The sequence below is a fragment of the Fibrobacter sp. UBA7003 genome, from assembly GCA_002449765.1.
In the GTDB taxonomy this organism is placed as follows: domain Bacteria; phylum Fibrobacterota; class Fibrobacteria; order Fibrobacterales; family Fibrobacteraceae; genus Fibrobacter.
This window is the reverse complement of record DJXN01000006.1, coordinates 133464-150882: the sequence shown is the minus strand read 5'-3', so window position 1 is coordinate 150882 and position 17419 is coordinate 133464. Positions and strand designations below refer to the sequence as shown.

At 48.8% G+C, this 17419-nt stretch carries 1 protein-coding gene; it reads right to left on the bottom strand.

The genetic code is table 11. The annotated features are described in order from the left end of the window. A partial coding sequence (locus tag B2952_RS04815) for a calcium-binding protein (protein WP_290735811.1) occupies positions 1–16819 on the bottom strand: 16819 nt, incomplete at its 3' end. Positions 16820–17419 lie beyond the last annotated feature (600 nt).

Sequence of the window (17419 nt, the reverse complement as noted above, 5' to 3'; positions counted from 1 at the left end):
TGCCGGTTTCGCCATTCCCGGTTTCGCCATCCAGGGGCTGAGTATTGTTGTCGTCGGGCTCCGTCTGGTTATTGCCATCGTCCGGTGCCGTTTCAGAACCGGCAAATTCGATGTCCGGGACTTCGAATCCAGTTGCAGTCAGATTTCCGTTGAACACGAGGTTCTTGGACGATTCGTCATACACGTGGTCGCCCGTGTCGCCAGCAGTCTCAAGGGCTATGCCCTCGATACGCCCCTGCCGTACCTGGTCTTGCATCTCGTTTACGCTCATACCGGTGTCGCCATCGACGAAACGCCGCCTCTGTGCCTTGGTATAGTCGTTGTCCTCAAGGACAATCTCGACATTCTGGCTGAACACGCCGACAGGATTGTTGTGCTCCACCTTAAGCGATGCCCTGTCACCAATAACCACGTCGTCACCAGCACCGGAATAGACTTCGTCAATTCCTTCACCACCTATGACGACATCGCGGTCCTTGCCAGTCACAATCGTATCGCCAGCACCCTTCGCTACATTGTCATCAGTCATTGCAACCGATTCCGATGTAATCACCCTGTTCCTGTAGTCGACGATGTTCTCGTCACCCGCGAACGGGATGTCCAAATCAAAGTGCAATCTGGCCTCGTCACCAAAAACAAGGTCCTTGTCGTGGTCGCCACCAACTTCGATAGCCTCGGTCGGCAGAGAGCTCTTCACAATCTGCACACCGCTAAATACGGGAATATTGTTCCACTTCGCATCTCCCATGGTGGAATCATAACGACTAATGCTTACCGTAAGCGAACTAGCCTTCACATTGCGGAACACAACATAGTTGCCAATCATCGTAACATTCGGTGTTATGCCAGATGCAAGAGCCCCCTTCTGATAGCTGGTACAGGTGACCTGCTTGTATTCCCCATCGAAACAGTCGCCCATCCAGTCGTTAAGGAAGTAGGTCTGGCCGTTGCTACCCGTAATCTTGAAAATATAGTCGTAACCGTCGCGCTCGTTGTCGATTCCGCTTATGTAAACATAGACATCGCGTGGATCGCTCTCGCTTGCGGGTATGTTGGAGAGTTCAAGCGTAAGCGTGTCATGGGCCTGACCGCAGACATAGGTCTTGAACATTTTATTGTTGCCGGTGTCAGCATCCATGGACGCGTTAACCTTTTCTGTCGGGGCGTCGTTATTGCCGTTGATATGGTAACGGAAATGCACGTCCGTCGGGTCCTGTCCGAATTCCCTCTGCTGCGAGCCGGCCTGGTAAACATTGTGCCAGTTCGAATCGACAACGACACCGGCAGACTCGCCCTGTCGCATAAGCAGGCTTTCCGGCGTGGAGATATCCACGAAGTTGAGCGACACGACATCAACCCCATCAAGGGTCCCATCAGCGGTGGGAGTCGCAGAAGCATCAATCTTGTCGACACCGAGGCCGCCCACCACCGTATCATCACCGTCGCCAGTCAAAATGGTGTCGTCATAGGTGGCAGACATGTCAGTCGAAATGACGGATTCCGCGGTCGTTATCGTGGATGCCGTAGTGGCGGCGTCATCGCGGTCGGTGAACAGCATCTTGGCATTGTCGCCAAAAACCACGTCATTGTCATTGATACCGTAATGTTCGTCACCGTAAGTGTTGATTTGGTCATTGCCTGTCCCGCCCACGACGATATCGTCGCCACCGGATGTCCTGACGGTATCGTTTCCGCCATAGGCAATATCTGTCGATGCAGCCACGTCCTGCTTGTGGTGGCGACCGCGCACCTGTATGCCCGCAATGCCAGCACGGTCCTTGCCGTTCTGACCGTTGCTGGGGTCGCCATCGGTAATCTCGACATGGAACCGGTCTCCACTGATGCCCTTGAATATAACGCAGTTGGCATATACCGGGTTACCCGCGATATCCCTTGCGTTCCTGGCCTGTTCGGCAGTCGTAGCCGTGGCGACAATCCAGTTGCCGTTGAACGTATTCGACTCAGGGTCATTCACAAAGTAGCACCCGGCTACATCGCTGTGGGACACTCCATTTTTGTCCACATAGTCGCGGTAGAGAGTAACCATGCGGACACTGTCGGGTGACCAGGAATTTTCACGGACCATATCAAGGTAAACAACCACGTCATAATCCGTAAAGTATTGCGAGAGGCCGTCAACCTGTACAAGCAGCTTGGTCTGGTCGTTGTTGCGGCTCGTATCCAGTCCGCTCTTCATCAGGTTTACGTCGCCCGGGTCGGAACCGTGAACCATATTGCTCTGGTCGTAGCCGTGCAAACGTATCTGTTGCCCCGTGGTCGTGTCAATGCGGTGGGCCTCGGTTGCGCCGTACGTTACGCTCACGGCACTAGCACGAGAGCCGTTGTCGAACAGCACAATTTCGTCATCCTCGTTACCATAGGTGCCCGCCTCGATGCCGGAGGGGTTCTTGATATTGTTCCAGTTGCCAACGCGATAGTCCGCATGCTCGGTAACATCCACGAACTCGCCCGTGGTTTCATCCATTTGGCTGAAGGTGTAGTCAGCAACGGCACCGGCCTGCTCGTTTGCGGCAACACCCGTCTGGGCAGGCCCCTGGAAGTTGAAACTGAGGGTCGATTCATCGTAAATGGTAGGGATGTTTTGGAATTCGTCCAACTGGTTCTGCGCCTCGGAAGCATTGCCGCGGAATGTCGCATAGGCGTTGTCGCCAAAGACGACATCCTTACCGGTCCCGGTGTCAATCGTATCGTTATCGAGACCGCCCATTACCACGTTGTCACCGTCACCGGCGTCTATCCGGTCCTTGCCCGCACTACTCTTGAGAGCGGCATTTTCGCCCTCGCCTTCAAGCACAGGAATGTCGTGCCCTTCGTTCGTCACAAGGAGAGCGTTGCGGTTGAGATCCATGACGACCTTGCCGCCATCGCCCACGATGGTATCGTTTCCGGCCCCCGTGTGAATGACATCGTGCGTTGTTCCGCCAAGCACGACGTTCGCACCGTCACCCGTGGTAATGAAATCCTCGCCACCGAGTTCATCGCTCGTCGTTTCGAGAACCTGACGCTTTTCGAATACTTCGAGCTTACCGCCATCACCTGCAGCAATGTTATCTGCGCCCGTAATGCGGATATCATCGCCAGCGAAGCCGCCCATCGCAATATTCTTGCCGCCACTGATGGAGATGTTGTCCACACCACCGATGTCATCGGAGGTCGTCTCAACGATATGCAAGCCCTTACCCACGGAATCACCGTACACGGCATTTTCAAGGTTGCCAGCGTCGTACTGCACAGAGCCACTATCGCCAAGCACCACGTTCATATTTCCCGAAACCGAGAGCACATCGCCCTTTGCACCACCAATCACGTTACTGTCCGTACCGCCGAGAGTAATCATGTCAATATCGCCAATATCATCGGCGACCGACCGGACATTCGTAGCGTTACGACGTATGCCATCGGTCTGCTTGTCAAGCTTGCCACTGGCATCCTTCGCAATAGTCGTGTGAATGGTTTCGGGTTCATCATCAATAAGCTCGTAACCGAGCCTGGTTGTAAATTCATCAGCCTTCGTAAGGCTAGCGTACTCAACCACACCCATGTCACCGAAGGCAATACCACCCTGACTCACATTGATATAGTCAGCACCCTTGCCACCGAAAAGCACCATGTCATTACGCGTAACATTGGGATTGACACCAAAAATTTGGTCGTTGCCGCTTTCGGCGTTCACGACGAGCTGGCCGTCACCCACGTAACCATAACCGAACGAGAAACTCTTAATGTAGATGGAATCATCTGATGGGAGCGTGAATGCGCGATCCGTGCGGAAACTCGAGGATGTGAGCGACCCAGCCACGACTAGCCTACGCTGGGTAGTACCATCGCTGAGTTTTGCATCTACATAGATTGACTTACCCGCTTCGGTAGCGGCAGTAACGCTTGCTTCGATTGTCGCGGCGTATTCGTCCTTAATCGTGTAGTTATACGCGAAACCATCCATTACGACGGTTTCTTCGGTATCGGACTCTTCAGCTTCAGTAGCAGGCGATTCGTCGGTTTCTTCTTCATCCAAATCAACCACAACGCTCTCCGCGATGACGGTAGAGGCCACATCTTCCTTGTAGCTGTTGACATTGATGATGTCATCGAACTTTGCCTGAATGAACGTGAACCCAGCAATACTTTCACCGTCGCGAAGGATAAAGTCATCCTTGACATCAAAACCCGAGATGCTGTCAAACACACCGACAATCTCGCGGCGCTGAGTGCCCACGACTTCTGTTTCACCATTCTCTGTCTTGACGATTTCGGCATCCACGTAATAGATTCTGGTATCTTCCGCGGTCTTTTCGAACGTTACTCCCGTATCGACAGCTATGTCATAATGGAAAAGTCCTGCGGCAGAAACACTAGAGGCGCTGAAAGTAGCAGTCCCGATTACCTCGCCAACCGTATTACTCTTTGCGGAATTGATATCACCCGTATTCACGACCGTGAATGTCTGGAAGCCGTCTTCGCGGTGCAGCGTCTTGGAAATATCGACTGTATCGGAACCCGTGCCAAGGTTGTATTCGCCGAACTCGAAATCCGAAACAGAAATACCACGTTTACCAATTTCAGTATGCGTGAAGCGCAACGCGTTCGGGTCCTTGTTCATGGAGCCTTCCGTTTCGCTTACATTCTTAAAGAAACTCAGGACATTTTCGGCATCCATGCCAACCAAGCCAAGTTCCGCCGCGATTTGGGCAACCTCTTCGCCGGTATAAGTCTTGGTGGGGTCGAAATTCATTTCAGCGAGCTTGGTGGCAAAGGCTTCAAATGTACTATTTGCATCCCTCGAAGCAGCCTGGTTATTCACGAAAATACGATCAACGCAGGTCTTTTCATCCACAAAGAGGTAATCCTTGGGCGTAGAGAACAACACCATCGAATTGGCAGCATCGAAACCAACGACAGCCTTGTTCAAGGTAAGCACAATATTGCCTTCGGAGAGCTTGCATTCGTTTATCCGGAACCATTCCGATTCCTTCGCGTTTTCATTTTCGCCAACTTTGATGCCATTCTCGCTGTCATTGGCGACAAAACGCACCGTCTTTCCTTTATACTTACCTTCTTCGAATTTGTAGCCTTCTGCATCGGCCTCGGGATCAATAGCGGTGAGAGCAACGGTCAATGTTTTGGCATCAAGGTTCCCAATCGCCTTCAAGGCATCAGAAGGATACTCGTTCTTCTCGTTGTACTTGCTCGCGACAATATATTTAAGTTCCGCCTGTTCAGACGCGACACCCACCTGTTCCGATTCATCGTCGGGTTCTATCCTATGGTTGTACCTGAGGAGCGACGGAGAATCCGTCGAAATATCCATGCTGCTACCTTCGCCATAGGCATATACAGCACCATCAATGTCGCCAATGAGGTTATCCCCTTCCATAACCGTTGTCACGCCATAGGTTTCAGAAACATCGTCGGCCTTAGCAGTAACAGTAATGTTGAACGATTTAATCTTAGACGTAAATGTCAATATGACATATTTGCTGTTAGCGCTGTCTTTGGCAATGAAATCATCGCTCTTGAAATCGCTGTTTTCGGCAACAAGGGCGGCAAGGACTTCTTCAGGGATAACCGCACCGATCGTGAGCTGCTGGGTAGGATCTTCACCCATATCGCGGACAGCGTCTATCGCAGATATCCTGACAGTCAGGGTTTCGCCTTCGGCGATATCCTTATTGCAGGTTACCGCATACGTCACAGAATTCGGCTCATTTTCGCCTTCTGTTTCCACCAACATAGAAGAGTGTTCGGCTATAGAAATAGCTGGGACAGACACTTGCTGGGTTTCGCTAGCGACTGCTTCACTCGGGATTGTGCCCGTAGGCGTTGAAGTCGTACCCGATGCTGCGACGCCAGCGGATGCAGCCGGCGCACTGGTCTTGAGGCTCACACTAAGGGTGCCGTGCAACGTCATAAGGCGCTTGTTACCGCTGTTGAAGAACACTATGGTGTTCCCTTCAAGCCTATAGTATACGCCCTCAAGCGCAGTCACGCCAGCGGGTCTCACCGCACCTTCAGCCAGGACAGTTTTTTGGGAACCAGCTTCATCTGTGAACTGGACATCAAGCTGACTCAAGTCATCGTAAACAAGCGTCGCTTTTGCCCCATCAATTCGCATATTCGAACCGCGGAACAAGACCATAATCTTTTTACCGATATACGTGGTGGTCTTTATGTTAAGCGTATCGATATCAACCGAATAGTCGGCACCTAAGGTCAAAGCATTATTTACACCTGCAGCATAAACAGCCGCGACCTTACTCCCAAGGCCCTTCGGGAGCGAAACACTTGCAGAGCCCGAAAACTCTTCGGCATAGGTCAGCAAATTAATCGTGTCGCGCACACCAGAATCCGAAACCACCTTGACAGGGGCAACGGTCATCGACTTCGAGAGTTCCTTGACAACCTCACCAGCTGCATTAACTTGCGCGCTGGAGATGGAGATGGACTTGCTCGCCTCGCTTTCCACAAACAGATCATTCAAGGCGAATACGCTAATTTCCACACTAGTGTGAGAGGCATCAAGGTAGAGGTCGATGGTTTCTCCGTAGCCAGAAACGCAATTGGAGTCAGAGCCTTCGATGACGGCACCCGTAGAATCAAACTTGACCGTACCATTGTACAATTTCGAGCCAACACAAGCTGCAATCAAAAGTCCGCGATCGCCACGCATAAAGTCATTTGAGGAAACCATCGGCGCCATAAGTTGCACCTTGACAGTCTCTCCTTCAGCGATATTCGATGCACGAAGGTAGAATGTTTTCGCGGAACCTTCCGAAATAGAAATTTGCGGGTCGGTAATTGTTTGGGCGTCGCCCGAAATGAATACCGCAGGTGTATTCAAGGACGTGTCGATAACAACAAACTTGTCGGAATGGGATTCAAGGACCTTCTCATCCTTGCCCTCTTCAGCGGGTTTGAAGACTTCGTACTTCACAAAGCATGACTGTCCATCGGTTTCCGCGCTATACAGGGTCATGGATTCCTGGAGGCCGCCCGCGACAACAGTATCGTTGCCCTTGCCGCCATTGATGATGGTCGCGTCATTCGCATTGGAGCTCACCACGTCAAAGATGTCATCCCCGGCGCCCGCGTCGAACGTTGTCTTTTCGACACCGGCCGCCTTAACACCCACCACGTTGCTCAACACGCCTTCCTTGGAAACGACAATACTATCATCGCCATTCGTGCCGCCAATCAGCAGCGAATCATTACCGTCGCCACCGTCAATGGAAACGGGCCCCTTCTTGATGGCGACAAGCTTCGGGGTTTTAACTCCGTCAGGGCCTTCAACCATATTATCCGGGTCTTCCACGCTATAGCTTGCAATGACAAAAGCGTCGTCTCCCTTGCCACCGGCCATATTTAGACGGCCCTTGTTGCCCAGCGTAAGCAGGAAATCTTCATCAAGGCCTCCATCCACATTGAGCGTTGTATTATCGGTAACGCCATCGCTCAGGTACTTCTCTTCGGAGGTCTTCACTGTATCAAAGGCATCATTCACGGTAACAACCGCAGAAGATTGGTCGTTGCGTTCCGAGTTGTAGAGTTGGCCCACTTGGATAGTATCCGAACCTGCACCACCATCCACATTCGTGACCTTCGCCGTACCGTCAATCCTAATCGTGTCCTTTCCGCCGTTGCCGTTCAGGTTCACGACATCCATCGCATTTGTAAAATTGACGCGTTCAATGTTCGTATTCTTCGAAAGATCATCGGCGGTCTTCTGCTCGCCCTCCAGTTGATTCAAAGTATCGGGCAGCAGAGCAACGAAACCAAGTTTATGCGTTTTGTTCATGCGCATAAGCAAATCGTCGTCGACCTCGGTCCCCTCGACCGTCAGAGAATCAGAACCATTCACACCGGAATCAGTAACGTTTGCGTAGCTTGTCACGCTTTCGCCCATGAGGTTCACGATAATCTTGTCGCTACCGTCCTGGCCATCCACGAAGTCCATGCCCGGACCGGTAACAATCTTGTCGTTGCCAGATTCCGTAGTCGTACTCTTAGCATTGGTATAAAGCTTTTTGCCAATCCCGAGGTTATCACCAAACGCCAGCTTGTTATCGATGTATTCCTTGATGCCGGCAGGATCTGTCGGAGTAACGGAACCATCCGCCAGCGTTTCAAACCCTTCCTTTTCGCCATACGCAGTAAAGCCTTCATCACCGTAGAGACTATCGTTCCCAGCTCCGCCATCAATGATATCATCGCCAGCGCCGCCGTAAATCACATCGTTGTCGATACCACCATTAATGGTGTCATTGCCGCCGTCGCCATCGATAAGGTCGTTACCGATTCCGCCTTCAATGTAATCTGTTTCGCCATCATGTGCACCACCGTCACCGAAGATAAGGTCGTCGCCATCGTTGCCAGAAATGTAGTCGGTAGCGCGAGTCGTAGTGGTATCCGCTACGTATACCTTTTTCACGGCATCAAAGCCCAATATTGTGGTTAGATTTTCTTTATACTTATTTTTGTTTATTCCCCGACCTTTGTCTTCATCCAAATTAATGTCGAAGGACTTTGCATTGATTTTTTGGTCAGTCACATCGTATGCGGCCTTGAAGTCTTCGCTAAAGGATTCTGCTGTGAAGGGCGCCACAAAATTAAATAAAAATTCAGCACCGCTGTCCGCAAAGCGATCGCCGAAAATCATGTCCATGCCTTCGCCGCCGCTTATGTTATCACTGCCAGAGCCGCCAAGAATGCGATCGTTACCCTTACCACCATCAAGGGTATCTTCACCGGCAGCACCATCGATGTAGTCATGACCGCCGCCACCATAAATCGCGTCGTCACCGGCGCCGCCAATCAGAACATCATTGGCACCATCAAGGCTGATGTCCGTACGATCGATTGCCGCGCTGTTAGTCTTAACATCCCCAAATATTTTCGTATAATCATATGTCGTCTTATCGTTTCCATCCACGCTGGCCCAATTATCCGCACCATCAAACAAGGCTCGCCCGCCATCGCCAAAGATGAGGTCATTGCCTGTACCGCCGTTGATTTGGTCTATACCGGCACCACCGAATATGATGTCGCGGTTGGAACCGCCATAAATGGTATCCTGGCCAGCAACGTTTGCGTCCACATTCGCTTCGGCAACATACTTGTAACTCTTGTTACCTTTTTCCTCTTCCTTTTCCTCGATACGGGCCACACCCATATCGCCGAAGATGATGTTGAGGCCTGCGGCACCGATGATGGTATCGTTACCCGCACCACCCCAAATAATAACGGAATGGTCTCCATTGATTGTCAACCCGGAAAGGTCTATGAAATCGTCTCCGTCACCGCCATTGATTTCGATATTGCGATTGAAATTTCCAAATAAAGTAATTCTATCGTTTCCGGCACCAGCGTCAACCAATAATTTTCCGTCATTTTCTTTAATTGAGCCGTACTTTTTTTCTTTATCACTTTCTTTATATACAGATGAGTCATCAAGATAAAGATTCAGCGTTTCATCACCATCATCAAGAGACGGATTTATATCATCAGTCGCCACGCGGCTCGTAGAATTCGGGCCAATGTTCGCTACCACGTCGCCATTGGCTTCAGACGCCATGACAGGGGATGTTTTATGCGTGTACTCAAAACTGAATAGCGTTATGTCGTCCGTAATGTTCCATTCCTTCTTGGTGAGCCACAGGTCAACATACGCATACAGCTTCGCCGTAATCTTACCATTCACATCAAAGAACCCGAACAAGCCCTCTTCCTTGAACAAGGTCGCGATTTCGTTCAAGCGAATTTTGCCATCCTTGTTGGGGTCGTACAGGTTAAACCCGACATCGATACCGACGCCACCGCCAACACCAGCACTTACACCTGCATTGAGTTCTGCAGAAGCCTTTACACCGCCATAGAACGAAAGTTCATTGATGTCATTACCATTCTTGTCGAGGTCGTTCACGTAGAAGCCGTTCAGAAGTGAGCCGAAATCCTTGTAGCCGCCACCCACCCATTGGCGAATACCCAGAGTATCGTAGCCAAAGGCAAGGTCGATAGACGCATTGAACGAAACACCCAGGCGCACACCCAACGGTCCCCAGATACGGACAAAGGTATCCCAGTTGAAGTCAAACCTCAAAGCCGGCATATCGTATTCAACAAGAGGCACGTCATTACCCAGCAGCAACTGGAAGATTTTTGACGGTTCATCCCAAATGAACGTCCAATCGCTTTTGCCATCTTTTTCCGACTTATTGAAGCCATTTGCAGCCATCATAGAATTGGCTTGATTTGTGACGGATGCATCATTAGCTTTATCTGCATAGCTGCCTAAATCATCAAAAACCGTTCTATTAGATGTACTTCCTTTTAGGAAATCTTCTGAGATTTTATTACTTGTATCAAGACCAGAATCTCTATCAATTAAATTAAAATTGCCCAACTGCAACTTCAGGCTCTTTCCTTTCGCTACAGAAAGCTTCTTGCTCATTGCAATGAGATCCTTGATGGCATAGACCATGCTGTCATCGAACGATTCCGCATTACCGAATTTCTTCGCGAGGTCAAGTGGTGTAATTTCTATACCCAAATCGTCAAGAACTGGGAACGGCGTGGTGAGGAACTCGATAAGTGGTTCCAAAGGTTCCACCACCTTCTGGATTTTAGAAACAATGGGGCCCAATACGCCGCCAATAAACGAGCCCATATCAAATTCCAAATTCTGGAATCCAAGTCGTTGGATAGCATTATCAGTAAATTCTGATGCACTACCATATGCCCAACTGAACACAAACATTCCTGTAATGTTCGGGAACTTGGGCGTACTTTCATCCGAAATCTTGAGGTCACTAGCAATACCCACCATAAGGCCGAGATTGAGGTTCACGCTCGCATCGTAGCTGAACACAGGCATTGATATGGCTTGGGCAACATTGACGGTACTGAGATTCTTCAATTCACGGGCAGCATCAGCCCTAAGGGTTTCCAAGTACTCTTTTTTCTCGGATTCATTAGACTTGGCATCATAGGCAGCTTTCTCAGTTTCATCGAGCAAAAGCCCGTTGCCTACATCAGTACCCCCATTTTTTCCACCTAGGTCCACACCGAGCGAAAGTTTAATTTTCGCAGCATCAGCGTCAGAGGCGTCCAGTTCAAGCCCAAGGCCAGCCAGTTTGCCGATGATCTTGCCATTAAGGCTTGCCTGCGCAATCACATCGAGTTCGTTGCCATCATCAAAAATAAAGTAGAACCCATTCTCTTGTGAGACACCGAAACCGAACTGCAGGTTCCAATCAAGCGAAATGCTTACACCGCCATTGGTCTCGAGGCCTAGGCCTGGTAGCCCAAGGTTCAAATCGATATTACGGCCCAGCGAATAAACCTGCCCAAGGTTCAAGTACCACTCGGCAAAACCATCCCCAGAACGGTACCAGGTGCCTTGCTTTGAACGTTTCCAAAGGTCATTATTATCCACCGGGGGCAACAATGCGAAAGTTTCCTCATCAAAATAGCCAGAGAACAGAGAATCCAGTTTTTGAGCGAGAAGTTCGGCGGTAAGGCCAGTCGATTCATACAGGTAGTTCGAAAGCGGTTCCAGAACCTTCTTCTTGAGCACACTCAAGAAGTCAACTCCGTTCGAAAGGGCATCGCCAATAACCGGCATCGATTTCATGGTGCTGGCAAGGTTGCCGTTAAGGTTCCCCTCGAGCGAATCGAGCATGTTGTTGAGGGCGCCCACGACAAGCTTGATTTTTTCGAACCAGTCCATGGTACCAAAGTTGGAGTACTCGATAATCTTGTCGTACACACCAGAAATATCGGCAACTAAGGTGCCGGAATCGGGAGTTTCATCTTTGGGACCGGTATAAAGGTCGAAATCAAAGTTTGACTTGCTGGAGGATTCAGCTAAAGTCCCCTTTTCAATGATGATGGCCTTCGCATTCACATCGTTTCTCGCTGTCGTCAGGCTAGCAGCATCACCCGAACCATTGGCTGTTGCCAACCAGGCATTTTTAAAAACATCGAATATGGAAGTCAGGTCATTTTTCGCTTCATTTGCAGAATCGGGGCAATTTACAGAGCCGTCCCATTCGCCGAGCTTTATCTCGCCCATGTCCACGCCGCATACGCTCACCGGGAGTTTGCCTAATACTACCGCCGGGAGGGCGAAATTCAAAGGGATTGTGTCATCGCTATCTTCATTTTCCCAACTACTAATGGATAATCCCCCATAACCATACGATCCAAACAGTTCGGCTTTGCCGTACACATACGCCGTACTATCTTTCGCCCCCACAGTGATGAGGTTCTTGAGGAACGCGCCCGCGGCAGAATCGCTTAGGCCATCCACCCCGAGGTTGAAGCTGAGCTTATCGCCCAGAATTTCGACATTGGCGCCGAACTGGATAGCGTTTTCAAGCGAAAGATCTATGCTCGTAGAATTCAGGTTAATTTTTGCCCCCAAGGTAAACCAAAAGTTTCCTTGTACTTCAAGGGCAGCACTGCCATTTACTCCAACAGTTCCATTACCGAAGTTGAACTCGTAAGAATCCTTGAAACCCTTATCGATGTTGAAGTCAATGGCAAGCTGATACTTGGTAATCCCATCTTTCTCAACAGGGACAACATCAAGCCCTATCAAATCCTTCACAGCGCCGCTTGCACCCTCATAAGCAGTAAGCCCGAAATCTTCAAGCTGCGCCTTGAGCAGTTTCACCAGCTGCTGGAAGTTTGTCACCTTCTCCTGACGCAATTTGCTCACGATATCGCGAAGGTCATTGGCCACATTCACGAGGCCGCCCACCGACTTGTTGATGACGGGTATCTTCACATCATTCGTTTTCTTAGTAGTTTCAGCGATTCGGTCAACGACATTTTCCAAAACGGTAAATATCTGCTCAATGGAAATATTCTTCAGGTCCCCCACCATTTCTGAAAAGCCGTCATCTAGATCAAAACTAGACGTAACAGCATAGGGACCTACAGTGGTAGAAGAGGAATTAGGAACACCATCTACAGGTTTTCGCAACGATACATCGCCGTTTGCTACTTTATATGTTTTGTCGCCAATTGAGCTCCATGCCATTAGCTCAAACTTAGGTACATCCGCATCGGTTTCCTCTTCTGTATCGGCGGATGTCACATCGAATGTCATTTCATAGTCAAACCCGAGAATATTGCCTGTAATAGCATCCTTATCCGAAGAAGTCTCAGTGGCCGCAGAATCCTTCTTGAGATTCATTTCTGCAGAGACCCTAATACTGCCGTCAACAGCGGCATCTACACCCAAGAAGCCGACGCTCGCATTTGCGCTAGCCACATAGGTGGCAACGCTATCCTTCGTGGCCACAAAGTCCGACCCTTCAGCATTTACGGCACCTTTTGATACGATAATAACTTTGTACGTTTTTCCGGAAACTTCTTCCGACTCCACACCCAGTACACGATAATAGTCGGAGCCCACCATCAAGAGGCCGCCTTCATCAATCGGATACTGGGCAGATTCTTCAGAAAGGGTAATCTTATAGTTATCTCCAGACGCTACAGGATCCTTGAAGAAACTGATATCCGCGCCGATTTGGAACGTCGCATCTGCGCTCAACTTGATTTTAGCATCTTCTACAGATTCCAACGAGAAAAGCTTCGACCAGTCAGGTCCCGTAAGCGTGGCGCCCACAATCCTATACTCGCCTTTACCATCTGCACGGGCTTCGCCTGCCGAGAACCCCAGTCCTTGGAGTACCGTGCTGGCACCGATATTTTCCAATGAGAATGGATTGGCACTACGAAACTCCAGGTGGTCCATGGCCTTGCCTTCAGTATCGTTATAATACAGAGAAACGCCACTTTCATCCAATTCCTGATTAACAGCCGCTACGACATCGTATATAGTCGTAGAGTCATCAAGGGTTAGCTCTTCAGTGCCCTTCTTGAGGTCCTGGAAATCGATGGGATCATGACCCTTTATCTTAAAATCACCCTTCTCGGCGTCTAATGGAGTCCCCTCCAGGGTTACGGTCATATCCACATCGGTTGTAAACACAAGTTTGCTGTCGATGACCTGAACATCCTTGATTCCAGATACATAGGCATCCCTGATTGCATTTGCAAGGCTTGAAAGGTTATGACAGTTCTCGGTATTAACAATATACGTGTCCGAAGTCGTTGAAGCGCCCTCCGTTTTGGAAATGACCAACTGGGCAACGCTATTACTGATAGTCACATCTGTTCCAGAAACCGAAACGCCATATTTTGTTTTGCTAGCATCATTGGCATCCTCCACATCAAATGAAGTATACGTCAATACTGATTCCAAGATAGGATGATTTTTTCTAAAATCACTGAGGACATTATCTCTTTCCGTTGCTGTTTCGTATAAGGTATACACCATTTCGGTTGGGAAAAAGGTATCCTTTCCAATTAAAATACCAGCCTCGCCCAAGGTGGCTTTCGGCTTGATTTCACCGGAAATGCGCATATAGGTGACATTAGAACCCGCGGCATCGCAAAGTTCATAATAAAGTCCGCTGGGGTCGCCATTGTCGCCCTGCACATAATCTTGCAAACGTTTCGGGTCGCAACCAAACCGGATCGAGTATTTTTTAGTATCACTATTATATGTAAAATCCACTACATAGAGGCCCAAAGTGTTCATGATAGAACGACCGCTACCAACAACAGATCCCTTAATCTCCGAGAGCAGAATGCTGTCCGACTTTTGCAGCGAGAAGAACTCATTGAGCCGGCCCTTCAAATCTCTCTCCCACAGGATTTCCTTATAAAAATCCCCGCCCATAATCTCGGCCAAGTCTATTTCAATCTCGACAGGATTCCCTGCAGATTTCGGCGAAGCACTAGGATCTTGCTTGCTGACGTAGATTTTTATTTTTCCATCTTCCGAAACATTTTCTGCAAGGAAGGTCGTCTGCAGGTTCGAACTGGTAAGGCGAAGTTCCGAGAAGGCGTTTACATCTTTGCCACTTTTCAATTCAAATTTAAAATCACTAGTGATAAGCAGGCGGTCTTTTGAAGATGTCGCGAAAATTTTGACATTTTTGCCAGATGTCCCTTCAGGAATCACAGTCCATGTCGACGTGCCAGAAATCCCGTATTTCTCCTGGCCTTTGATGGTAGCAAGTTCCGATTTGTCATCCTTGTCGATGACATCGAATGCCAAATCATTATCCAAAGTATATTCCTGAGACGGAGTGTAAATTGCATAGGAACAACTTGCACTTTCTACATTTCCCGGCAATTTAGTATCTTTATCAATGGTTTCAGAGCTAAAGCGGATATTCAGGGTAAATCTCATACCGGCATTCCCGCTTGCCGTCACAAAGCCGTCCGTAGACACGCCCACCAGGCCGCCACTTTTCAATGTATTCTCAAAGTTCAGGTCAAAGACCTTGGCAAAGTTGAAGCCCAAATTAAATGTCAGTTTACAATGATCGAGGAGTGCAACTTCAGTAGCATCAGCAACTTCAGCCGCAACTTCCTCCTCGACATCGGATTCAATTTTCTGGACAAGCTCTTTACCATTTTTATCCATGAACTCTATATCAAGAAAGTCTAGAGATTTTTGGATTTCCATATCGGTCGATTTTAGGACAGTCTCTATTTGATTAAGGTCCTTCCCCAGAACAAAATGAGCCCAAGAGTAATTGAATACCTTCTGAAAATCCGCAAAATCGGCAAAGTTCTTTGTATAGGCTCCGTCCACATACTTCAGCAAACCAACCTTCACCAAAGAATCATCTATTTTGCCTAGACTGTCAAGACCCTTTTCACCGAACACGACTTTTTCGACTTTATCTACAATATTGACAATCGTATCTGTCGAACCGCCCAAGAAGTCCAGTTTCACATTCTTCTCGATCAAGCCACGGAGCGCCGTCTGCACGGTATCCAGGTAAATAGCGACCTGGTTCACCAAGGTATCACCCGTAAGGCTGGTATATTTTTTGATTGCTTCTGGGAAAATCCAGAAGTCTTCGCTAAAGTTGTACGAAATATTCTGGTCTGCTACCGGTCCAAAAATATCGATCGAGCCAGACTTGAGAGATAGTTGTCCACAGGATAATTCAAGCGTGCTTGTCACCTTTGAACCATTAGCGGAGTCAACTTTGATTTGGTACTTGGCTTTGAGATTTTCAATGGACGCCGTAAAAAGCCCTAAATCCAACTCCTTGGTCACCGATTCTTTTTTAGTAATTGAGGCTGTAAAGTCACCGACAGCAACAGACCCGAAACTCACCTTGCCTTCGGAACTGACATTTATGGTCACATCGAGCTCAATTGTCGCTTCCATGAGCAAATCTTCGAGTTCAATCAAGTTCAGATTGAGCTTTTCAAGGGTTCCCGAATTTGCAGTCAGGAAAAGCCTCAAGGTATTGTCTCCTGTCTTCAACCCAAGGGTATCGGTCGCACTTGTAAAGTCGGTGACGCCATCGAACACATTCACCAAAGAGCCAACATTTCCTCCATTGAGCGTCGCTAGGCTTATTTGCTTTACATTTTCCTTCATTTCGTCGGCTTTGTCACCGACAAACTTTCCAAGCCACGAGGCCAGCTGGTTGATTTTTAGCTGGAAGGCATCCGTTTCCCCTTCGACTTTTTCAACGGCACCACCGAAGGCCATGGAAACTTTCGCCCAATAATTATCAAGTTCCGTTATCTTATCCAAGGCATTTTTCAATTCGCTTGCATGGGATTTCAGGAAGGGGAGCTTATCAAGTTCTATATTTTTCAGCGATCCGGCAAAATCCGCAAGAGTAAAGCTTTCATTTTTTACGATATCCGGAATTTTCAGTTCGAAATCCGTCCCAACCTTGGATATTTTAAGCATTTCCCCTTCTTTGAACATAAAGGGGAGACTATCTGCATTTGCAGGAGACAGGCTAAACTCCAAATCAACATCAACGGAAGCCGACGGGGTTTCCTGCTCCGCATTATAGCTGATTTTTAGATCCGGCGTGGAATCGTTATCTACTTCAGTTATCCCAAACCCGAGGAATTCTGCATTCAGGCCGAGGTTGGCAATCGAAACATCAAGGCTTTTTGCGGCAACGGTCGGTGAGCCAATATCGCTAACATTGTCCAGCATTGTACCAGATACATCCGCATCCAGCTCTATTTCGGCACTTATACTTGCATTGACGGCAAGGTTTGTTCCATCGCCAGTCAAATTGAAGATCTCACCTCCGGCGATAATCTCGAGGCTCCCAATTTCTTTAACTGTCTCAAGGTCATATTCCACGACAAGTTTTGAGTCTGTATAGTTAAACGTGAAATCTTTATATTCAGGGTGAGCATTAACGAAATCCTTTAAGTACTTCGTGGCAAAATCTTTGAGGCTTATTTGCGTTATAGCACTTTGTGTGCTTTCTGCCTGTGCAGCAATATTATCATTGAAATTATCTACTTCGCCCTTTATATAGGTTGAAGC